Below are 20,028 nucleotides of genomic sequence, written 5' to 3' on the forward strand. Positions count from 1 at the left end.
CAAGGAAAGACATGAAACTCATCACCCGATACATACTGACACTTCTCGCGATTGCTGCCACCGCTCGGCTGTGGCTGGTCGATCGCTGTGCCGCTACCGTGGCCCCGCGCGAACACCATGACACGCCCGAGCGCGGCGACGTGCCTGGCTGGGTGCTGGTGACACTGATGACCGCGCTCTTGGTCGCCGGGCTGCTCGCCATCGCGTGGCCGGCGCTGCGCGACATGCTCAACAAAGCCATGACGGATCTGAACCTGGGCAAATAGTTGGTGACTAGGCGAGAGCGGACAGATGAGCGCGGTTCCGCGCCGGTCGAGTTTGTGCTCATCGGCACGGTGCTCATAGTGCTTTTCCTTGCCATCATCCAGCTCGCCTTGGCGCTGCACGTACGCAACACCTTGATTGACGCGGCCAGTTCCGGAGCGCGGCTCGCCTCGCTCGCGGATCGCACCGAGTACGACGGCGTTGACCGCACCAAATCCCTCATCACCTCCCGGTTGAGCTCACGTTTCGCCAACGACGTCACGGTGGCTACCCAAAACATTGACGGGGCCAAGACCGTAGTCGTTACGGTGCGTACCAGTCTTCCGCTCTTCGGCTATTTTGGGCCGAACAACGCTCTAGAAGTGACCGGCCATGCGCCCGCTGGTTAGACGATGCTGGGAGCGGGTAGCAGGCCGTGAGGACGAGGCCGCCGAGGACGGCAGCGCCGTGGTGGAGTTTATTTTTCTGGGCGTTCTGCTGATTGTGCCGCTCATTTATTTCATCCTGACCGTCTCCCAAGTGCAGGCCGCCGCCTACGCCACGAGTAACGCAACCCAAGGGGCCACCACGGTGCTCGCGCAGGCCCCCGACGAAGGGACCGGCCGCGAACGCGCCGAAGCGCTCAAACGGTTCGCCTATGCGGACTTCGGGCTTAACCCTGACGCCGGTGCCATGACCATCAGCTGTGCCGGGTCATGCTTGGCGCCGGGGTCCAAGGTCACGGTATCGATCTCTTACAGTGTCGACTTGCCGCTGTTCTCCAATGTGTTTGGAAGCGGCCTCAAAGTTGTCCAACTCAACGATTCGGCAACCGCCTACATCCCGAGGTACCGATGACACGGCTCGCACCGCGCATCCGGGAGGTGCGTGAGGGACGGGACGAGGGACGCATTATGCTCCTCAGCATCGGTTACCTCCTCATTGCCATGTTGATCCTGACCGTGGTTGTCGCCGTGACGGCAGTCTTTTTGGAACACAAGCGGCTCTTGGACGTTGCCGATAGAGCATCCTCGGCCGCCGCGGATTCTTTCGGCGCCCAAGACGTCGCCACCCGGGGCGGACCCTATCTCGGCGACGCGGCGGTCCGCCGGGCCGCCGAAAACTACCTCACCGAGGTCAATGCCGCCGCGCAATTTAGCGAATTTGGAATTCTCGGAACTACCGGGGCACCCGACGCAACGACCGCGCGGGTGTCTCTACGCGCCGTCGTACATCCGCCTCTGGTGAATTTCATTGTCCCGGCGGGCATCGAGATCGAGGTGGAATCGGATTCGCGCATCGTTCTCTCACGGTAGGCTGGATGGATCATGGCCATTGATTTTCCCGCTGACATTGCTGCGCTTCGCGCCACCTACGCATCCATTGCCGACGTCTCTGACCTCGATCAGATCCGCGCCGACATCGCCGAATTGAGCGAGCAGGCCGGTGCTCCGGACCTCTGGGATGACCCGGATGCCGCGCAACAGGTCACCTCGAAACTCTCACACCGGCAGTCCGATCTGGAACGGCTGGAGCGCTTGGAATCGCGGATTGATGACGTCGAGGTGCTGGTCGAGTTGGCCGGCGAGGAAGGCGACGAAGCTTCGCGCCTGGAGGCCGAGAAAGAGGTCGCCAGCATCGCGAAGGCGCTTGAGGAACTGGAAGTGGTAACGCTCCTCTCCGGTGAGTATGATTCCCGCGAAGCCGTGGTGACGATTCGCTCCGGCGCCGGCGGAGTAGATGCGGCGGACTTTGCCGAGATGCTTCTGCGCATGTACTTGCGGTGGGCCGAGCGGCACGGGTACTCCACGAAAGTCATGGATACCTCCTACGCCGAAGAAGCGGGCCTCAAGTCCGCGACTTTTGAGGTGAACGCGCCGTTCGCGTACGGAACGCTGTCGGTGGAAGCCGGTACGCATCGCCTGGTGCGCATCAGTCCCTTCGATAATCAGGGCCGGCGCCAGACGTCTTTCGCGGCGGTAGAAGTGGTGCCGCTCATTGAGCAGACCGATCACATCGATATCCCCGACGCGGATATTCGGGTAGATGTGTTCCGTTCCTCCGGGCCCGGCGGTCAGTCCGTGAATACGACGGACTCGGCCGTACGCCTGACCCACTTGCCGACCGGCCTGGTGGTCTCGATGCAGAATGAGAAATCGCAGATCCAAAACCGTGCGGCCGCGATGCGCGTGTTGCAGTCTCGGTTGCTGCTGCTGAAAAAGGAACAAGAGGACGCAGAGAAGAAGGCGCTCGCCGGGGATATTAAAGCGTCCTGGGGTGATCAAATGCGCTCCTACGTGCTCAACCCCTATCAGATGGTCAAGGATCTGCGCACCGAACACGAGGAAGGCAACCCCTCGGCGGTTTTCGACGGTGCGCTCGACGCGTTCATTGACGCCGGAATCCGCTGGCGGGCTTCCGCACGGGCCGACGCCGAAGCCTAAACCCCGCGATCCAGCGAACGCCCAGCGAACTCTCCGACGCGCGACGCGTGCGGAAATGCCCCGGATATGCGCTAGCGCGCGTTTATAGTCGAAGAGCCGGGGCTTCCTTCCCCAACCGCCCAAGCCCGGCATGCCAAGCTTCCGATGCTTCGGTAAGGGCAGAGCGAAGACATGATCAGATTCGACAATGTCACCAAGGTGTATAGCCAGAAGTCGCGCCCGGCCTTGGATGATGTGAGCCTTGAGGTTGATCGAGGCCAATTTACCTTCCTGGTGGGTGCTTCCGGTTCCGGAAAGTCCACCTTCATCCGCCTTGTCATGCGTGAGGACCGTGCTACGCGCGGCTCGGTCTATGTGGCCGGGCAGAATGTCGCCAAGCTGGCGAGTTGGCGGGTGCCCAAGCTACGCCGCGGCATCGGCGTGGTGTTCCAGGACTTCCGGCTCTTGCCGCAAAAGACCGTGTTCGCGAACGTCGCGTTTGCCATGCAGGTGATCGGCAAGTCGCGCGCCCTGATCAAGACCACAGTTCCCGAAGTCTTGGAAACCGTGGGGCTCGAAGGCAAGGGCAACCGCATGCCGCATGAGCTTTCCGGCGGTGAGCAGCAACGCGTGGCCATTGCCCGCGCGATTGTGAACAAGCCTGCCATCCTCTTGGCCGACGAGCCCACCGGTAACTTGGACCCCACCACGTCCATGGGGATTATGAGCGTGCTGGACCGCATTAACCAGAATGGCACCACCGTGGTGATGGCAACCCACGACGATGACATCGTGAACACGATGCGCAAGCGAGTCATTGAGCTTGTCAATGGCAAAGTGGTGCGCGACGAATCCGAAGGCATCTATGTGGGTGCCAAACCGGAAGATGTCGAGGGGACCGACAGCGAGCTTCTGGTAGCCGATGACGAGAAGACGGGGGAGAGCGCATGAGGCTTGCCTTTATCCTCGGAGAAATCGGGTCCGGGCTACGCCGAAACCTGTCCATGGTCATCTCGGTCATTTTGGTGACCTTTATTTCCTTGACCTTTGTTGGCGCCTCGGCGCTACTGCAATTGCAGATCAACCAGATCAAGGGCTACTGGTATGACAAGGTCGAAGTTTCGGTGAACTTGTGTGCCACATCCTCGACGGCAGAGACCTGTGCGGGCGGCCCGATCACAGACGAGCGACGCGAAGAGTTGCGCGCCATGTTTGATGACCCTGCTCTCTCCGGATACATCAAGTCCGTGCAGTATGAGTCCCAGGACGATGCGCTCAAGCGTTTCAAGGAACAGTTCGCAAATTCGCCGATCGTCGACTTTGTCACGGCAGACCAATTGAGCCCCTCCTTCAAGGTCGCGTTGAACGACCCGACGAAGTTCCCCATCATTCAGGAAGCCTTTGTGTCCCAGCCCGGCGTGGACTCGGTGTTTGACCAGAAGGAGCTCTTCGAGAAGATCTTTGCCTTCATGAATGGCGCGTCACTGGTTTCTTTGGGCATTGCCGGGGTCATGATCTTCTGCGCGATCCTGCTGATTGCGACAACAATTAGATTGTCAGCTTTCAGCCGTCGCCGAGAAACAGGGATCATGCGTTTAGTGGGAGCCTCCCGCGCCGTCATCCAGTTGCCCTTTGTGCTAGAAGGCGTCATCGCCGCGGCAATCGGTGGACTGTTAGCATCCATTACCTTATGGGTGGTAATGAAGTTCTATGTGAATGGCCCGCTGTCACAAGATATCCTCGATATCCCGTTTATTCCGGCCAGCAACATGTTCTGGTTGGGGCCGCTCCTGATACTGCTCGCAGGCGTTTTGGCAGGATTTTCCTCGATTTTAACCCTACGGCGGTACTTGAAGGTTTAGACTAGGAAACGTTGACTGTCTTTCCACCCCGCTCGATGCGGTGTCCAATGCGTGCCGGAGGGCCCCAAATGCGCACGAATAAAGCTGTTTCGATGGCGCTTGCCACCGTGGCAATGATCGCCATGGTGGCTCCAGCGACGGTCGTGAATGCCGACGAGCTGGATGACAAAAAGGTACAACTGGAGCAACAAGAGCAAGAGCGCGAACAAGCCCTTGAACTTGTGAATTCGGATTTAGCAAAGACGGAAAGGGAACTCCAGGGATACCAAAATCAATTGCCCGGCGCTCGGCAAGCGCTCAGCGACGCCGAGGGCCGCGTGAGTGCCGCTCAAGCGGAAGTTCAGGCTCTGGCAAACCGGGTGAGCCTAGCCGAGGAGAATAAAGCCAAAATTACCGATCGGATTGAAAAGGATAAGGCCGCCATGGTCGAGTCCAAGAAATCGATCGGGCAGATCGCGGCCCAGGCTTACAAAATGGGTGGCGTCCCCTCCACGTTTACCTTGATGTTTAGCGGCGGCGAGTCACAGAATTTCACCGATTCCATGAACATGGTGGACCAGGTTCTGCGCTCTCAGGGCCAGGCCGTGAGCACCCTGGCGGAACAAAACGCGACGAACGTCAACTCCGAGGCGCGCCTTGCAGCCATCGAGGAAGAGATTAAAGCGCTCAAGGAGAAGGCTGATCAGGCGCTGGCGGCAGAGCAGCAGGCGCGTGATCAAGCGGCGCAAAAGAAGGCCGAACTCGATGGCCTGGTCTCCAAGGCGACCGCTCTCTCCGACAAATTGGAGGCGCAAAAGCCCAAGATTCAAGCGCAACTGAACAAGATTCAGGACGCTCAGGACGCGAACAACGCTGCCATTGCCGAGCGCCAGCGCAAGCTCCTTGAGGAGGCAAAGCGTCGCGAAGAAGAAGCGCGACGGCAGGAAGAGGAGCGTCGCCGTCAGGCCGAAGAGGAAGCTCGCCGCAACCAGAACAACGGGGGCGGCGGAGGCGGAGGAGGCGCTCCCGCTCCGGCCCCGCCTCCTCCAGCACCGGCTCCCGGACCCGGAGGCGGCGGCGCGTTCAACCTCATCAACCCTGTCGATGCTCCACTCACCTCCGGTTTTGGCTGGCGCCCCACCCCTCCCGGAACCCGCGACTGGTTCGGCACCGGCGGATATCTCCACTCCGGCCAGGATTATGGTGCAGGATGTGGGGTCCCGATTAGAGCCGCGGCCGGGGGAGAAGTGTGGTTCTCCGACTATGAGGTGTACCCGGGTTCGGGCAACCGCATTGTGCTCAACAACGGAGTTCGCGGCGGGACCGCCATGGTGCAAAACTACTACCACCTGACCCAGCGCTACGTGTCTCAGGGACAGACAGTGTCGCAAGGCCAAATCATCGGCACCGTTGGCACAACTGGAAACTCCACCGGTTGCCACTTGCACTTTGAGACCATGGTTAACGGGACGCTCGTCGACCCGATGCCTTACCTCCCCTAACACCGCCCTCGTTTCGCATCCCCGTAACGCATTTTGAGAGCCGTACGCGGGGATGAGAACGCGGTACGGGGATGCGAAACGCGGGCGGGAGTGGTTGAGTAGCGCCAATCAGTGCTAAGATAGATTCTTCCGTGTCGACAAGCGCTGACGTATGTGAGGAGGTGCGCCGTGGCTAAGTCCAAGAAGGATGACTCGCGAAACAAGGTTGTCGCAACCAATCGCAAGGCCCGTCACGACTACCTCATCCTCGATACCTTTGAAGCCGGGCTGGCTTTGATGGGCACCGAAGTGAAGTCCTTACGGGAAGGGCGCGCCTCGCTCACCGACGGATACGCCACGTTCTACAACGGCGAGCTGTGGCTGGAGGGAATTCACGTACCCGAATATACGCAAGGTTCGTGGACCAACCATGCTGCGCGCCGCCGTCGTAAGTTATTGCTGCACCGCGAAGAACTGAACAAGATGGAGCGGAAGGCCAGCGAAGCTGGACTGACCATTGTTCCGTTGCAGTTGTACTTCAAGGACGGCCGCGCCAAGGTGGAGATCGCGTTGGCGCGCGGTAAGCGTGACTACGACAAGCGGCAGACGCTGCGGGAAAAGCAGGACAACCGTGAGGCGCTTCGCGCCATGCGCGAACGCAACCGCGGCGCCTGAGACTGCCGGGTAGAATGGAATAGTGCGGCCACGGAAGTGGTTGCACATTTGGTAACTCAATATGGGGATGACTGGTTTCGACGATGTGAGTCGCGTCAGGGGAAGCGGGCCGAGGATGCAGAATTATCTCGTAAACGCTTTCTGCAAAACTATAAGTGCCGAATCTAAGCGCACTGACTTCGCTCTCGCTGCCTAAGTAGCGAGACAGTCCGTCAGCCCGGGTTTGCCTTTGACCCGGTCACTGGCGTCAGCTAGAAGGCCACTGCTTGGTGATGATGTCGTGGCGTCACCAGGGACTTTTACACGGCTGGGCTCGGCGATCACTTGTTTGCATGATGATCGGAGCCGAGTAGACCTAGCGCAAACTGCGCCCGGAGAAGCCCTGACAAAGCAACATCGGACCGGGGTTCGATTCCCCGCATCTCCACAGTAAACGCCCTAGCCACACATTGTGGCTAGGGCGTTCGCGTGTCTGCGCGCAGGCGACCGCGCGATTCCGTGGCAGTTTTCGTGGCGAAACTGCCACGGAATCGATTATGTGGCAGTTTGAGCCCCACCGCTGCCACATAAAATCTGCGGTGGCAGAGCACGCAGGGCGTAAAGTGCCACTATGACCGCCTTGCAACGCCGTGTACTCATCGTCGCGATCCTCGCCTCTTTCATGTCAATCCTGGACGGCTCGGTGGTCAATTTGGCGTTGCCCGCCATGACACGGGAACTCGGCGGCGGCCTCAGCTCACAACAGTGGATCGTAGACGCATACCTCTTGACCCTTGGCTCCCTGATTCTCTTGGCCGGCTCGCTTTCGGACCAATTCGGTCGGGAACGGATCATGCGATGGGGGCTGATTGGCTTCGGCATCACCTCGGTCGCCTGCGGGCTCGCGCAAAGCGACCTGCAACTGATCATCGCCCGCGCGATTCAAGGCATCGCCGGTGCACTCCTCGTCCCCAGTTCCCTGGCCATGATCATGGCGGCATTTAGCGGCAAGGCGCAGGGCCGGGCGATCGGGCAGTGGACCGCCGCTACCGGCGTGGCCGTCGTCGCGTCCCCGCTCATTGGTGGACTCGCCGTTGACTTCCTGTCCTGGCGGGTGATCTTTTTCATTAACATCATCCCGATCCTGATCGCCCTGCCGTTTCTCGCGAAGATCCCCAACCTCGAAGAGAGCAAAAGCGCCCGGCACATCGACTTTGTTGGCGCGCTACTGGGCGTGATCGGGCTCGGTGGCAGCGTCTTTGCGTTGATCGAAGCACCCCGGTTGGGACTTTCCGATCCGAGCGTGTGGGGACCACTCGCCGTCGGACTTCTGGCACTGGTGGCGTTCATTTGGTGGGAAAAGCGCGCTAAGGCACCAATGATGCCGCTCGGGCTGTTCTCGATCCGCAACTTCTGGGTGGGGAACCTCTCCACCTTCTTGACCTATGGCGCGCTCAGTCTAGGCACGCTTGCGCTTTCGCTATACCTGCAGCAGGTGGTGGGGCTCTCCGCGACGATTACCGGGCTCGCGACGATCCCGAGCACCATAATCATGCTGACGCTGTCCACCTATTTCGGTGACTTTGCCGGCCGGATTGGACCGCGGATCTTTATGGGGCTGGGCCCGATCATCGCCGGTGTGGGTTTCCTACTCATGCTGACCGTGAGCCGGGACTTCAATTATTGGTGGCAGGTCCTGCCGGGGATTTTGGTCTTTGGGCTCGGGCTCACGATGACGGTGGCGCCGCTAACCGCGGGCATTCTAGGTGCGGTGCCGACGGCCAACGCGGGTGTCGGGTCGGCGATTAATAACGCAATCTCGCGCATTGCCGGGCTCATTACGGTGGCGCTCATGGGTGTGATTGGCGGCAGCACGCTCGGGCTGGATGCGCTGCACCGGCTGGTGCTCGCCACCGGGCTGATGATGATCGCGGGCGGCGTCATTTCGCTAATCGGGATCCAGAATCCGCGGCCGGATAACGCAGTGGCGGTCTCGGCGAGCAAGTAGGGCCTCCGCGCCGGGCACCCGAGCCCGCCCCGCGCCTGGCACCCGGGGGCCCCGCTCCCCGCGCCGGGCACCCGGGGGCCCCGCCGCCCCGTCCGGCGCGCCTCGTCCCCGATTGGCAATTGCGAATCACCGGCGCATTTCCGGGTAGGATGACGTGGTGTCCACCACACCCCCAGATCCCGCGCACCCGGTCGAGCCGGGCCCGCACGAAGGCCCGCGCACAGGCATCCTCCGCGGCCAAGGCATCCTCCGCCGCACCGGCCGCGCCATCCTGCCCCACAACCTCGGCCCGCAATTCGGCCGCCTCTGGGGAAGCGCGATCGCCTCCAACCTCGGCGACGGCATCATGATCGCCGCCGGTCCGCTCATTGTCGCCGCGGTGACCAATAACAACCCGCTTCTGGTGGGCCTTGCCGCCGCGATTCAACGCATCCCGTGGCTCATTTTCGGCCTGTTTGCCGGCGTGGTCTCGGACCGCATCAACCGCAAGACGATCATCATCGCGATGGCCGCCGTGCGCGTGCTGGTGCTCAGCTACCTCGCCGTCACGATCCTGACCGGCACCGTCAACGTCCCCATCTTGATGAGCGTCCTCTTCCTCGTTGGCACGGCGGAAACCTTCGGCGACACCGCAAACTCCGCGGTCCTGCCGAGCATCGTCCCCAAGTCGGCACTCGGCACCGCGAACTCGCGTATCTTCGGCACCGCCATGCTGCTCAACCAACTTGCCGGCCCCGTCCTTGGCGGGTTCCTCTTCCTCGCGGGCATGGCCTTCCCGGTCGGCATCCAAGCGCTGTGCCTGGTGATCGCGATCGCGTTCATCGCCCGCATCCGCCTCCCCGGGCATGAGCCGCGCACCGCGAAAACCGGCATCCACCACGACCTCAAGGAAGGCATCGTGTGGATCTGGCACCACCCGCCGGTGCGCACCCTGATCCTGTTGATCACCGTGTTTAACCTCAGTTTCGGCGCGTCCTTTGGCATGTTGGTGCTGTACGCGCAAGAGTGGCTTGGCATCGGCGAGGCGGGATACGCGATCCTGCTCGCGATATCCGCGGCGGGCGGATTCGTCGGCTCGCTCATCTTCCCCGCACTGGAGCGCCGTTTCAGCTACGCCTTCCTGCTGCGTACCGGACTGATTATCGAAACCTTCATGCACCTGATACTGGTTCTGACCCGCAGCCCGATTGTCGCCGGAGCGATCCTGTTCCTGTTCGGCATCCACGCGATCGTCTGGGGCAGTACCTCGGCCACGATCCGCCAACGCGCCGTCCCGCTTAAGCTCATGGGCCGCGTCTCCAGCGTCCACATGATCGGGGTCACCGGGACGCTCGCCATCGGCCAAATCATGGGCGGCTGGTTCGCCGGGATCGGCAACATCACCACACCCTACTATGTGGCGTTTGGCTTGGCCGGACTCGCGACAATCCTGGTGTGGGGGCAAATTGCGAGCGTCGCGCACGCGGGTGAAATCTCAGAACACCCCGAGGATGAGCCGGGCAAACCCCAGCCCGGCTAAAGCCCCTGCAACGCACAGGACGAACATGCCGAGCGCGTGGACGAGGGCCGCCACCGGGCGGCGCAATTGCAGGAGCCGCAGGGTCTCGTAGCTCGCAGTGGAGAAGGTCGTGTAGCCGCCCAAAAATCCGGTGCCCACCATAGCGAAGTACGACGGCGTGTCCCCGACTCCCAGCGCACCGGACCAGAGTGCCAGTCCGGTGAGTAGCCCTAGGGCCAACGACCCAGAAACATTGATGGTCCAGGTGGCCCAGGGGAAATTGTCGCCCACTCTCGACTTGATCAGGCCGTCCAGCATGAAGCGAGCACCGGCACCGAGGCCGCCGCAGAGGGCAATAAGAAGTAAGAGGCCGAAGTTCACTGTGAGTCACCGCCCTCGTCAGGCAAGGAGCCAGGTGAGGCATCAGTTGAGGTACTAGCTGCACCGTTGTCTCGGGCTCCGCGGGACGGGACGAGCGAACCCAGCCACAATCCAACCCCGCTCGCTGCGGCGCCACCGAGGAGGGTCGCCACGGCATAGACGGCGAACCCGCCAATGTTTCCGGCAATCAAGAGTTCGGAGTTTTCGGTAGCAAGAGCGCTATACGTGGTGAACCCGCCAAGCAGCCCGGTGCCGAGGGTGAGCCGTATTGCTTGGCGCCGCCCGCGGTCGGGTCCGCGGCGGGCGAGCGCTTCTAGGAGGAAGCCCAAGGCACATGCCCCCAGAATGTTGACGGCAAATGTCCCGGCAGGAAAGGGGAGCGTGGTACCGGCCCACAGCCCGACGAGCTCGCGCAACAGGGTGCCCAGGGTACCGCCCGCGATGACAAGTGCCACCAGCTTTGGATGAAAGTGAACCGGACGGCGCGGCCCGAGGCTTTCGCTATCCGGGTCTACTGGGACATGCGTCATGGCGAGCTGTCTCTCTTGCGTGGGCTTTTGCCCGGGGTGCAGAAGGCGCGGTATGCCTGCGTCACATAGTGGAGCTCGACGATCTCGCCGGGCCGGTGGCCCAAATGCTCAAAGAGGTACCAGTGAAGGTTCGCGAGGACCTTGGCGCGAGTGGCTTCCGTCGCCTTGAGAAAGTAGCTCCGGGTTTGGGCAAGCTCAATCAGCTCCTCGGCCGCGAGTTCTTGTTGCCAGTGCACTTCGCGGGTTTCAATCGGCGTGAACCCGGTGCCGAGCGGTGGACGGAAGTTGTGTCGAAGCACATCCCCGGCGTGCATGATGCGGGAAAGACGGTGCACCCAGGGCACGGTGACGTCGAGTTGGTTCCAGATCAGGCCCAGGGTGCCGCCGGGGCGTAGCGCCGATCGGATGCGTGCGCTGGCCGCCTCGACATCGAACCAGTGCCAGGCTTGCGCCACGAGTACCGCGTCCAGTGCACCGCCGGTCTGGGTGACCCAACTCTCGTCTTCGGCGTTCGCTTCGATGGTGCGCACCCCGGGGAGTTTCGCCTCGACGTGGGCCAACATGTCTGCCGAAGGGTCTACGGCGAAAACGTCCGTGACTCTGTGCACCAGTTGTTCGGTGAGTTTCCCAGTCCCTGCGCCCAGGTCGACAATGCGCCGGGCATCCTCCGGGAGCAACCAGTCCACAGCCTCGGCAGGGTAGCCGGGACGCAACCGCTCATAACGCTCGCCGCCGGTGTTGAACGCGCTAGAAAAATGGGTCCGCTGCGCATCATCGAGTTTGGGGCCCCGATTGTGCACAGCGATTCCTCTCCACGTCGATCCGGTGTCCAGCGACCGGCAGTCGGTTATTACCTTAGCCCTGTTCTCCCGGGTTACGCCGCTGACCGAAAGCCGTGGCGGGCACTAGTCACTCGAACACGGCGCCGCACCGGCGGTCCCCGGGCGGTTCGGCGCCCACGCCGGGAACTCCCGAGTATCCTGAGCCGGAACCCAGCGGCCCTCATCCACCACATAGTCAAACCGCAACCCGCGCTCCACCAGCGCCGTCACACCCGTAACCAGCCGGTCCACGTGGGCGCTCGTGCTTCCGAGACCAAAGCTCGCCCTTAAGGCCCCGGACGGAAGCCCGAGCTTATTCAGGAGCGGGTGCGCGCAGAATTTCCCATCACGCAACCCCACGCCGAACTCGGCGGACAAGAATGCGGCGACCAATCCGCCGTCGTACCCCTTGACCGAAAAGTTGACGACTCCAATGGCATCGATTGAGTCCTCGAAGATGCGGTGAATCTGGACGCCGGCGATCGCGTTGAGACCGTCGATTAGGCGCGCGCGCAACGCCTCTTCGTGGGCGTGCCAGGCATGCGGATCGAGCGCCTCGATGGCCTCAATGGCGGCGGTGAGGGTTGCGGCTCCCAGGACATTGGGGCTCCCAGCCTCGTGGCGCGCCGGGCTCACCGCCCAAGTGACCGAATCCGGCTTGACCCGGACGACGGCACCGCCGCCCGCGAGATACGGGGGAGCGGCGTCCAGCCAGTCGGCAGGACCCACCAGGAGCCCGGCACCGAAGGGGGCGTACAGCTTGTGGCCGGAGAGCGCGAGGTAATCGATTCCCGCGCCCACCATGTCGATCCGGCGGTGCGGAGCAAGCTGCGCCGCGTCCACGGCGAGCCGAGCGCCGTGGCGGTGCGCGATCGCGGCAAAGCGGGCTAGGGGGAGGATTTCACCGGTGACATTGGACGCGCCGGTGATCGCCACGAGAGAGACGGAGCCCTCCGTGAGCGCGGCCTCCACGTTGGCGAGCGTCTGCTCAAGAGTGGGCGCGGAGAGCACCGAGCGGTGTGCACGGGCCTGCCACGGCAGCAGATTGGCGTGATGTTCCAGGTCCAGGTAGAGCACCTCGGTGCCCTCCGGCACGGCGCTTGCCAGCAGGTTCAGCGCGTCGGTGGTGTTGCGCGTGACGATGACCTGCGCATCTTCCGGTGCATTGAGGAATCGGCGCGCGGCAATGCGGGTGCCCTCATAGAGCGATGTGGATACTTGCGAGGCGTACCCGGCGCCGCGGTGGACGCTCGCGTAGTACGGGGTGACTTCGGCGAGCCGTTTTTGCACCGACTCCAGGATCGGCGCGCTGGCCGCGTAGTCGAGATTGGCGTACGGCACCGTGTTGCCGTCAAGAAGCGGGGTCTCCAGGTCCCCGCCCACAACGGGCAGGAGCGCCTGGATGGTGGTTGTTTCGGCCAGAGTTTCCCCGGGCAATGTCGCTGTCATGGTGTCCTCTCAGATGGAGGGCGTCCTCGCAAAAGCAGTGCCGCGTTGGGCTAGCTGTGCCGTCAAGGTGCGCCGCGCTTGCCACCGGGAGTGTGCCCGGCGGCCAGGTCTTCACCCGGGGCACCCCACCGCGTGTGGAGGGTTGCCGTCCAGCAAACCGGGGTTTAGCGCTGGAACTCGTGACCTCAGTGCGAGTCTAGCGAAGGCGGCGCGAACATGACGTTTATGTGACATTTCACCCGTGAAACTGCCACATAATCGATTCCGTGGCACTTTCGGCCCACAAACTGCCACATAAACTCGGCGCGCGGCTCAGGGAAAGAGCCGCTGCTCCGGCGAATTGAGCATCGTGAGTACGGAATCATGCAGAATCCCATTGGTTGCCACCGCGTTCCCGCCAAAGGGGCCAGCGTTCCCGTCCAACGACGTGAACCGCCCGCCAGCCTCGGTCACGATCGGCACCAGCGCCGCCATGTCATAAACCTCGAGTTCCGGTTCACACGCGATGTCCACGGCGCCCTCGGCCACCAGGCAGTAGGACCAAAAATCCCCGTACGCACGGGATCGCCAGGTCGTCTCATCCAAGGTCAAAAACGGCCCCAACATTTCGCGCTCGCGCCAGCCGTCCAGGCTGGAGTAACTCAGCGACGCATCCGCCAACGTCCCCACCGAAGACACCTGCAGCCGAGACGCGCTCGCCAAAGACTTTCCGGTATACGCACCCGAACCCTTCGCGGCCCACCACCGTTTACCCAGCGCAGGCGCACTCACCACGCCGAGAACCATCTCATTGCCCTCGCGCAGCCCGATCAGCGTCGCCCACACCGGCACGCCGCGCACAAAATTCTTGGTCCCGTCAATCGGGTCGATGATCCATTCCCGGTTGCCGCTGCCGGTCGCACCAAATTCTTCACCGAGAATCGCGTCCCGCGGCCGCGACCGCCCCAGCTGCGACCGAATCATCTCTTCGGCGCGACGATCGGCGTCGCTAACCGGTGTCAGGTCCGGTTTGGTCTCCACCACCAGGTCTTGGGCTTTGAACCGGTCCATCGTGTGCGCGTCGACCGAGTCCGCGATCACGTGTGCGAGTCGGAGGTCATCGGTGTACGCGCTAGCCAGATTCATGATCCCAATCTATCCCGGCTGGACGGCACCCAGTGCTTACACCGCGCCCAATTCTTTATCTTCGCGATCGGCCTCGGCCCCCAAGAGCGCCCGCAGCGATGCCAACCGCTGTGCACCGTACGGCCCCGCATGGCCGCCGGCTACCCAGGCATCGAGCGCGCAGTTCGGCGCACCCGAGCGGTGCGTACACCCGCGCGGGCAGTCCGCGGTCGCCGGCGCCAACTCCTCAAACGCCTCCACGATCCGCTCGGAATCCACGTGCGCCAACCCAAAGGAGCGAATCCCCGGCGTATCGACAATCCAGGAAGCGGCCCCCGCGCCCACGAGCGGCAACGCCAGCGCGCTCGAGGACGTATGCCGCCCGCGCCCGGTCACCGCATTCACCGCGCCGGTTGCCCGCACCGAGCCGGTCAGCGCGTTCACCATGGTGGATTTTCCGACTCCGCTCGGTCCCACCAGCACCGAGGTGTGCCCATCCAAGAGTTCTCTCAGATGTCCGACGGCGTTGCTCACCAAGGCGAGCGAACTCGCCTGATCGGCGGGGCCGGCAGAGTTTTCCGCCGCCCGGCTCAACACGATCGGGACATCGATGTACGAGTACATTCCCACCAGGTCGGTCGGTTCCTGAAGGTCGGTCTTGGTAATGCACAAAATGGGTTCGATCCCGGCGTCATAGGCGGCGACCAGTGCACGGTCAATGAATCCGGTCCGCGGTTCCGGGTTTGCGGCCGCGACCACGATGACCAGCCGATCGGCATTGGCAACCACAACCCGTTCCACCGGGTCGGTGTCATCGGCGCTTCGGCGCAAAACGGTGCTCCGCTCTTGGACCCGTACCAGCCGCGCGAGCGAATCGGGGCCGCCGGAGACGTCGCCAACCAAATCCACAAAGTCGGTCGGCACGATCGAGGTGCGCCGCAGTTCGCGGGCGCGCACGGCTAAAACGGTGCGCTCGGTGTCTAAACCCTCATCGACGACGGCGGTATAGCGTCCGCGGTCAACGGTAATGACGCGACCGGTTTGGGCGTCTTTAAAGTCTGGACGGTCCTTGGTGCGGGGGCGCGACCCCTTCTTATTGGGGCGTACCCGGACGTCGGACTCGTCCCATTCGCGCGCTGCCACGGGCTAAGAGCCAACCATCTGGGTCCACAGTTGCACAAATTCGGGCATCGTCTTCGCCGTCGTCTCCACGTTTTCCACCCTCACCCCGGGCACGGCCAGGCCAATGATGGCCCCGGCGGTGGCCATCCGGTGATCGTGGTAGGTCTGAAATTCGCCGCCGTGAAGCGGGCGGGGCCGAATGATGAGACCGTCCGCGGTCTCTTCGGCGTCCCCGCCGAGCCGGTTGATTTCGGTGACGAGCGCGGCCAATCGGTCGGTCTCATGCCCGCGCAAGTGCGCGATTCCGGTCAGCCGAGTTTCGCCGCTGGCCAGGGCCCCAATGGCGGCGACCGTGGGAGCCAGTTCCGAGGCGTCCGCAATAGTAGCCCCGGATGGCCGCCGATTGGCACGTACGGTGAACGCGCCGTCGTACATTTGGGTGGTGGCGCCGAAGGCGGCCAAAATTTCCGCCCATTTGGCACCTACCTGTGTGGTCTCGGCGGGCCAGCCGGTCACGCGTACCGTGCCGCCGGTGGCCAGTGCGGCCGCGAGGAACGGGCCGGCGTTGGAGAGGTCCGGCTCGATAGTGACGTCGAAGCCGGGGATGGTGCCCGGGCTTACGCGCCAATGGTTGGGGACGCTGTCATCAACCTCGACGCCGACTTCGCGCAAGGTGGCGACGGTCATCGCGATGTGGTCGATGCTCGGGAGCGGCTTGCCGACGTGCTCCAGGTGGAGCCCGTGCGTAAAGCGCCAGCCGACCAACAGGAGCGCACTGACGAATTGGCTGGATTTGCTGGCGTCGATGATCACGTGGTCCGCGTCGATGCGGCCGGTGCCGTGGACGGTGAAGGGGAGGGCCGGTGCGCCGTTGGTGGTGACCTCGACGCCGAGTTCTTCCAGGGCGTCGATGACCGTGCTCATCGGGCGGACGCGGGCTTGGGCGTCGCCGTCGAAGCGGGTGTGGCCGGTGCGCAGCGCCGCGAGCGGGGGCACAAAGCGCATGACGGTGCCGGCCAGACCGCAATCGATGGTGACCGGGCCGGACGTTCCGGTGGCGGTGGGGATGGGTTCAACGATGAGGTCCGGGCCGAACTCGCTGTGGCCCTCAACCTCGGTGATGGTGGCGCCGAGGGCGGTGAGGGCCTGGATCATGAGGCGCGAGTCGCGTGAATGGAGCGGGGCGCGCAACCGGCTGGGGGCGTCGGCGAGAGCCGCCAAAATGAGGTAGCGGTTGGTCAGCGACTTGGAGCCGGGAACGCTCACGGTCGCGTCCACGGGGTGGGTTGCGAACGGGGCGGGCCAGGCGGGATTTCCGGTCAAACTTTAGGCCTTGTCGAAGCCGACGGCGTGCAGTGCGTCCTGGGTGGACTCCTTGACGTTCTTGCGTGCGGCCTTCACTTCTTTTTGTGCCTTCTTGGCGAGTTTCTCCGCCTTTTTGGAGAGGTTGTCACCGGTCTTGGCAAAGTTTTTCTTGGAGTCCTTGGCAATGTTTTCGGCGCGCCAGGCGAGGCTGGGCTTGCCATCGCGGTCCACCGAGGCCACCAGCACGCCGCCAATGAGCGAAATGTTCTTCAGTAGCGCCGAGGTGCGGTTGGCCCGGCCTTCCTTGGTGCTCGCGTCCGCGTTCTTGAACTCGGCAATGGAGGTCAGGATCGCGGTCAGGGCAAGCAGGGCGGAGGACAGGCGCGGGAACTTGCCGATCGCGAGTAGCGCACCGGCGCCGACCTGGGTTCCACCGACAACCTTCGCGACGGTGGCCTCCTGGGAGGCCAGGCCGTTAATGGAGGGGACCAGGGACTCGATGCGCTCCAAGGTGGGGCGCAGCTGTTCGCCCGTGGTGCTCGAATTCTTCAAGCGCGCGACGCCGGAGGCCACAAAGCTGGTGGCGAGCATGGGGCGGGCAATCAAGCGGATCAGACTCATTTGGGCCTCCTGGGGCTACATGGGGCGAAGTTCACGGTGTGGGCCACGCGCGTCTGCGGTGGTCGCTCTTGTGATCTCCAGCCTAGTCTTTCCGCGGACAGTGTGCACAAAGTGATCTGGGAAATCCGTCCCGGGCGGCGCGCCTGCTTGGTGCGGTTCGGGGTTCCTGTTCGGTGCCGTTCGCTTGGAATGAACCGGCGTTTGTTGCTGTTCTACTAGGCGAACCGCGGCTGACCTCAATATTGAGGGAGTGCCGCAACCGGATGATGGAGAAGAATGAACACCTCTGTGTTGGAGCGCCCCGGAACCCACATAACCGCTGGCCGCAAGGACAGCGCCGCCCGCGTAGACTTGAGGGCGATGACAACGGAGAACCCAGACACGCTTGAGACCGATCCGGAGCTCGAGACCGTCGAACAGCGCACCGCGCGCTTTGAGCGCGATGCGATGCAGTATGTTGACCAGCTCTACTCCGCCGCGATGCGCATGGCCCGCAACCCCTCGGACGCCGAGGACCTGGTGCAGGAGGCCTACGCGAAAGCGTTTTCGGCCTTCCACCAATACAAGCCGGGCACCAACCTCAAGGCGTGGCTGTACCGCATCCTGACGAACACCTATATCAACCTGTACCGCAAGCGCCAGCGCGAGCCCTTGCAAACCAACTCGGATCAGGTTGAAGACTGGCAAATGGCCGCATCCGCCGAGCACACCTCGACGGGATTGCGCTCGGCCGAAGCCGAAGCCTTGGACCACCTGCCCGATTCCGATGTGAAGCAGGCCCTGCAGGCCATCCCCGAAGATTTCCGCCTCGCCGTCTACTTTTCGGATGTCGAAGGCTACTCCTATAAGGAGATTTCCGAGATCATGGATACGCCCATTGGCACCGTGATGTCTCGGTTGCACCGTGGCCGCAAGTTGCTTCGAGAGCACCTGGCCGACTACGCCCGCGAGCGTGGATTTCGTGACAAAAAGCAGGAGCAAAACTGATGGGTGATTGTCAGACCCTGGGCGATTGTGAAGACGATCGGCTCGTCAAAATTTATGAGTACCTCGACGGTGCGCTGACTCGCGAGGACCTTGAGGCGATCAAGGAACACCTCGACACGTGCGAGGACTGCGCGAAAGAGTATGACGTCGAGTGCATTCTTCGCGCCGCCGTCAAGCGGTGCTGCACCGAGTCGGCGCCGAGCGATCTGCGCGCCAAGATTCTAGCCAAACTCCACGCCCCCGCCTAAGCAAATTTCATGGCCTCCCGTGCGTTTCATGACCTTGGGAGGCCATGAAACGTATGTAAGGCCATGAAATTTGCGGGGGAGAACGACGGCGCGTGGTGACCTTTCGTGCGAAAGGTCACCACGCGCCGTCGTACTTTTCTCAAGTGTTGGGACGCTTCCCGTGGTTCGCGCCACCGCGCTTGCGGTCGCGACGCTTGCGAGCGCGCTTGCTCATCGCAGTCTCCTTTGATCGAATAGCACAAAGTGCAGCCTACAGTTTCTCACACCGTGGCTGCGCCCACCGAATCCCGTGAGGTTGAGGAGAAGTCATGCTCGCAGCGTACGTCGAAAGCTTTTCTCAGGACGATCCGATCCAGGGATTGCGGGTGGGGGAACTTGACGTGTCGCCGACCGAGGGGTTTGTCCCGGTCACGGTTAAGGCGGCGGCGCTTAATCATCATGACGTGTTCTCCCTGCGCGGAGTTGGCCTGAGCGAGGAGCAGCTTCCCATGGTGCTCGGGACCGACGGGGCCGGTGTGGACGAGGACGGCAATGAGGTCATTATTCACGGTGTGATTGCCTCGCCGGACTGGATGGGGGATGAGACTCTGGACCCGAAGCGTTCGCTTCTTTCCGAGCGGTACCCGGGGACGATGGCCGAAACAGTGTGGGTGCCGCGGCGAAATCTGGTGCCCAAACCGGATTTCCTCAGTTTTGCCGAGGCGGCCTGTTTGCCGGTGTCCTGGCTGACCGCGTACAAGATGCTGTTCAAGGTGTCGCCGGCGGCCCCGGGGTCGACCATGCTGGTGCAAGGCGCCGGGGGCGGCGTGGCCACGGCGCTCATTGCGATGGGGCGGGCCGCAGGATACCGGGTTTTCGCTACGACTCGAAGCGAGCGCAAGGCCGAACGTGCCCGTGAATTGGGGGCCCTGGAGGTCTTTGGATCTGGCGAAAGGCTGCCGGAGCGGGTGGACGTGGTCTTCGATTCGGTCGGTCAGGCGACGTGGGAGCACTCGATCAAATCGCTGAAACCCGGCGGGACGATCGTGACGTGCGGGTCAACGTCGGGGCAGGTAGCGCAGACGGATCTGATTCGCGTATTTTTCACGCAGTTGCGAATACTGGGATCCACGATGGGCACGCGCGCCGACCTGGAAGGGTTGCTCGGGTTCTTGGACGTCACTGGGGTGCGGCCGCTCATTGAGGCGGAGATACCGCTGGCCGATGCTCGCGATGGTTTTGAGTCGATGATCAACGGCGAGCTGTTTGGGAAAGTGGTCTTCACGCTGCCGTAAATTCGCGCCGTGTCCGCGACTCGGTGCGGGCACCCCGT

23 protein-coding genes, 1 other RNA gene and 1 riboswitch are annotated in these 20,028 nt (G+C 62.8%); of the genes, 15 read left to right on the forward strand and 9 right to left on the reverse strand.

The genetic code is table 11. From position 1 onward, the window contains the following. The first annotated feature begins 11 nt into the window (after positions 1–11). From O148_RS15385 to O148_RS15395, 12 genes are all read left to right on the forward strand, one after another. Positions 12–266, forward strand: coding sequence for a hypothetical protein (locus O148_RS15385; protein ID WP_026530370.1), 255 nt, complete (start codon positions 12–14; stop codon positions 264–266). A gap of 3 nt (positions 267–269) precedes the next feature. Further along, positions 270–653 (forward strand): TadE/TadG family type IV pilus assembly protein, encoded by a 384-nt coding sequence (locus O148_RS0107170; RefSeq protein ID WP_051619974.1) that lies wholly within the window; start codon positions 270–272, stop codon positions 651–653. Further along, on the forward strand, positions 637–1,101 hold the full coding sequence (locus tag O148_RS0107175) for a hypothetical protein (RefSeq protein ID WP_051619959.1): 465 nt from the start codon (positions 637–639) through the stop codon (positions 1,099–1,101). Before O148_RS0107170 ends, O148_RS0107175 begins: the two co-directional genes overlap by 17 nt. After that, positions 1,098–1,559, forward strand: a complete 462-nt coding sequence (locus O148_RS0107180) for a pilus assembly protein TadG-related protein (RefSeq protein WP_075204313.1) — start codon at positions 1,098–1,100, stop codon at positions 1,557–1,559. The genes O148_RS0107175 and O148_RS0107180 overlap by 4 nt, the downstream gene beginning before the upstream one ends. 9 nt (positions 1,560–1,568) lie before the next feature. Further along, a complete protein-coding gene (gene prfB, locus O148_RS0107185) occupies positions 1,569–2,687 on the forward strand; it encodes a peptide chain release factor 2 (protein ID WP_026530374.1) in 1,119 nt (372 codons plus the stop codon). Positions 2,688–2,858: 171 nt separating this feature from the next. After that, positions 2,859–3,617: a cell division ATP-binding protein FtsE gene (ftsE, locus tag O148_RS15390; protein WP_051619960.1), complete on the forward strand. Its 759-nt coding sequence runs from the start codon at positions 2,859–2,861 to the stop codon at positions 3,615–3,617. Then, positions 3,614–4,528: a permease-like cell division protein FtsX gene (gene ftsX, locus O148_RS0107195; RefSeq protein ID WP_026530375.1), complete on the forward strand. Its 915-nt coding sequence runs from the start codon at positions 3,614–3,616 to the stop codon at positions 4,526–4,528. The genes ftsE and ftsX overlap by 4 nt, the downstream gene beginning before the upstream one ends. A gap of 92 nt (positions 4,529–4,620) precedes the next feature. Further along, complete coding sequence (locus O148_RS0107200; protein ID WP_240470820.1) at positions 4,621–6,009, forward strand: M23 family metallopeptidase; 1,389 nt, start codon at positions 4,621–4,623, stop codon at positions 6,007–6,009. A 168-nt stretch (positions 6,010–6,177) separates the two neighbouring features. After that, positions 6,178–6,663 carry an SsrA-binding protein SmpB gene (smpB, locus tag O148_RS0107205; protein WP_026530377.1) on the forward strand — a complete coding sequence of 162 codons (486 nt, stop codon included), beginning with the start codon at positions 6,178–6,180 and terminating at the stop codon, positions 6,661–6,663. A 63-nt stretch (positions 6,664–6,726) separates the two neighbouring features. Beyond that, positions 6,727–7,093: a transfer-messenger RNA gene (gene ssrA / locus O148_RS17375) on the forward strand. Positions 7,094–7,273: 180 nt separating this feature from the next. Further along, the gene (locus O148_RS0107210; protein ID WP_026530378.1) at positions 7,274–8,650 is read left to right on the forward strand and encodes an MFS transporter; all 1,377 of its coding nucleotides are present in this window, start codon (positions 7,274–7,276) and stop codon (positions 8,648–8,650) included. A 157-nt stretch (positions 8,651–8,807) separates the two neighbouring features. Continuing rightward, on the forward strand, positions 8,808–10,169 hold the full coding sequence (locus O148_RS15395) for an MFS transporter (RefSeq protein ID WP_169737512.1): 1,362 nt from the start codon (positions 8,808–8,810) through the stop codon (positions 10,167–10,169). Here the strand turns inward: O148_RS15395 and O148_RS0107220 are convergent. The 8 genes from O148_RS0107220 to O148_RS0107255 form a co-directional block, all read right to left on the reverse strand. Beyond that, positions 10,125–10,529, reverse strand: a complete 405-nt coding sequence (locus O148_RS0107220; protein ID WP_026530379.1) for a fluoride efflux transporter FluC — start codon at positions 10,527–10,529, stop codon at positions 10,125–10,127. The two genes, O148_RS15395 and O148_RS0107220, sit on opposite strands and share 45 nt — an antisense overlap. Further along, positions 10,526–11,059, reverse strand: coding sequence for a fluoride efflux transporter FluC (locus O148_RS15400; protein WP_075204314.1), 534 nt, complete (start codon positions 11,057–11,059; stop codon positions 10,526–10,528). Before O148_RS15400 ends, O148_RS0107220 begins: the two co-directional genes overlap by 4 nt. Beyond that, complete coding sequence (locus O148_RS15405) at positions 11,056–11,859, reverse strand: class I SAM-dependent methyltransferase (protein WP_051619962.1); 804 nt, start codon at positions 11,857–11,859, stop codon at positions 11,056–11,058. The genes O148_RS15400 and O148_RS15405 overlap by 4 nt, the downstream gene beginning before the upstream one ends. Positions 11,860–11,964: 105 nt before the next feature. Then, entirely contained in the window at positions 11,965–13,329 is a 1,365-nt protein-coding gene (locus O148_RS0107235; protein ID WP_026530380.1) for an aminotransferase class V-fold PLP-dependent enzyme, read from the reverse strand. 69 nt (positions 13,330–13,398) lie between these two features. After that, a riboswitch (SAM riboswitch) is annotated at positions 13,399–13,514 on the reverse strand. 127 nt (positions 13,515–13,641) lie between these two features. After that, positions 13,642–14,454 carry a histidinol-phosphatase gene (hisN, locus tag O148_RS0107240; protein WP_420805768.1) on the reverse strand — a complete coding sequence of 271 codons (813 nt, stop codon included), beginning with the start codon at positions 14,452–14,454 and terminating at the stop codon, positions 13,642–13,644. Between the two features lie 36 nt (positions 14,455–14,490). Then, on the reverse strand, positions 14,491–15,576 hold the full coding sequence (gene rsgA, locus O148_RS0107245) for a ribosome small subunit-dependent GTPase A (protein WP_026530382.1): 1,086 nt from the start codon (positions 15,574–15,576) through the stop codon (positions 14,491–14,493). 3 nt (positions 15,577–15,579) lie between these two features. Then, positions 15,580–16,878, reverse strand: coding sequence for a 3-phosphoshikimate 1-carboxyvinyltransferase (aroA, locus tag O148_RS0107250; protein ID WP_026530383.1), 1,299 nt, complete (start codon positions 16,876–16,878; stop codon positions 15,580–15,582). Positions 16,879–16,881: 3 nt separating this feature from the next. Beyond that, entirely contained in the window at positions 16,882–17,481 is a 600-nt protein-coding gene (locus tag O148_RS0107255) for a DoxX family protein (protein WP_026530384.1), read from the reverse strand. 276 nt (positions 17,482–17,757) lie between these two features. On the opposite strand from O148_RS0107255, the gene O148_RS0107260 reads away from it, so the two are divergent. Then, positions 17,758–18,468, forward strand: a complete 711-nt coding sequence (locus O148_RS0107260; RefSeq protein WP_026530385.1) for a sigma-70 family RNA polymerase sigma factor — start codon at positions 17,758–17,760, stop codon at positions 18,466–18,468. Next, the gene (gene rsrA, locus O148_RS0107265) at positions 18,468–18,716 is read left to right on the forward strand and encodes a mycothiol system anti-sigma-R factor (protein ID WP_026530386.1); all 249 of its coding nucleotides are present in this window, start codon (positions 18,468–18,470) and stop codon (positions 18,714–18,716) included. Before O148_RS0107260 ends, rsrA begins: the two co-directional genes overlap by 1 nt. A 139-nt stretch (positions 18,717–18,855) precedes the next feature. Here the strand turns inward: rsrA and O148_RS18245 are convergent, their stop codons facing one another. Beyond that, positions 18,856–18,930 carry a 50S ribosomal protein bL37 gene (locus tag O148_RS18245; RefSeq protein ID WP_369299106.1) on the reverse strand — a complete coding sequence of 25 codons (75 nt, stop codon included), beginning with the start codon at positions 18,928–18,930 and terminating at the stop codon, positions 18,856–18,858. A 94-nt stretch (positions 18,931–19,024) separates the two neighbouring features. Here O148_RS18245 and O148_RS0107270 point away from each other — a divergent pair, with 94 nt between their 5' ends. Beyond that, a complete protein-coding gene (locus O148_RS0107270; protein ID WP_026530387.1) occupies positions 19,025–19,990 on the forward strand; it encodes a zinc-binding dehydrogenase in 966 nt (321 codons plus the stop codon). Positions 19,991–20,028 lie beyond the last annotated feature (38 nt).

Origin of the sequence: Haematomicrobium sanguinis DSM 21259 (genome assembly GCF_000688395.1) — a bacterium.
Taxonomy (GTDB): Bacteria; Actinomycetota; Actinomycetes; order Actinomycetales; family Micrococcaceae; genus Haematomicrobium; species Haematomicrobium sanguinis.

What these genes read in the sequence shown, in the direction of transcription:
- O148_RS0107180 (WP_075204313.1), top strand. Translation starts at nt 1,098, where the DNA reads ATGACACGGCTCGCACCGCGCATCCGGGAGGTGCGTGAGGGACGGGAC.
- O148_RS0107235 (WP_026530380.1), bottom strand. Translation starts at nt 13,329, where the DNA reads ATGACAGCGACATTGCCCGGGGAAACTCTGGCCGAAACAACCACCATC.
- O148_RS0107270 (WP_026530387.1), top strand. Translation starts at nt 19,025, where the DNA reads ATGCTCGCAGCGTACGTCGAAAGCTTTTCTCAGGACGATCCGATCCAG.
- hisN (WP_420805768.1), bottom strand. Translation starts at nt 14,454, where the DNA reads ATGAATCTGGCTAGCGCGTACACCGATGACCTCCGACTCGCACACGTG.
- O148_RS0107200 (WP_240470820.1), top strand. Translation starts at nt 4,621, where the DNA reads ATGGCGCTTGCCACCGTGGCAATGATCGCCATGGTGGCTCCAGCGACG.
- ftsX (WP_026530375.1), top strand. Translation starts at nt 3,614, where the DNA reads ATGAGGCTTGCCTTTATCCTCGGAGAAATCGGGTCCGGGCTACGCCGA.
- O148_RS0107255 (WP_026530384.1), bottom strand. Translation starts at nt 17,481, where the DNA reads ATGAGTCTGATCCGCTTGATTGCCCGCCCCATGCTCGCCACCAGCTTT.
- O148_RS15385 (WP_026530370.1), top strand. Translation starts at nt 12, where the DNA reads ATGAAACTCATCACCCGATACATACTGACACTTCTCGCGATTGCTGCC.
- O148_RS0107175 (WP_051619959.1), top strand. Translation starts at nt 637, where the DNA reads ATGCGCCCGCTGGTTAGACGATGCTGGGAGCGGGTAGCAGGCCGTGAG.
- O148_RS0107260 (WP_026530385.1), top strand. Translation starts at nt 17,758, where the DNA reads ATGAACACCTCTGTGTTGGAGCGCCCCGGAACCCACATAACCGCTGGC.
- O148_RS0107210 (WP_026530378.1), top strand. Translation starts at nt 7,274, where the DNA reads ATGACCGCCTTGCAACGCCGTGTACTCATCGTCGCGATCCTCGCCTCT.
- rsrA (WP_026530386.1), top strand. Translation starts at nt 18,468, where the DNA reads ATGGGTGATTGTCAGACCCTGGGCGATTGTGAAGACGATCGGCTCGTC.
- O148_RS15400 (WP_075204314.1), bottom strand. Translation starts at nt 11,059, where the DNA reads ATGACGCATGTCCCAGTAGACCCGGATAGCGAAAGCCTCGGGCCGCGC.
- ftsE (WP_051619960.1), top strand. Translation starts at nt 2,859, where the DNA reads ATGATCAGATTCGACAATGTCACCAAGGTGTATAGCCAGAAGTCGCGC.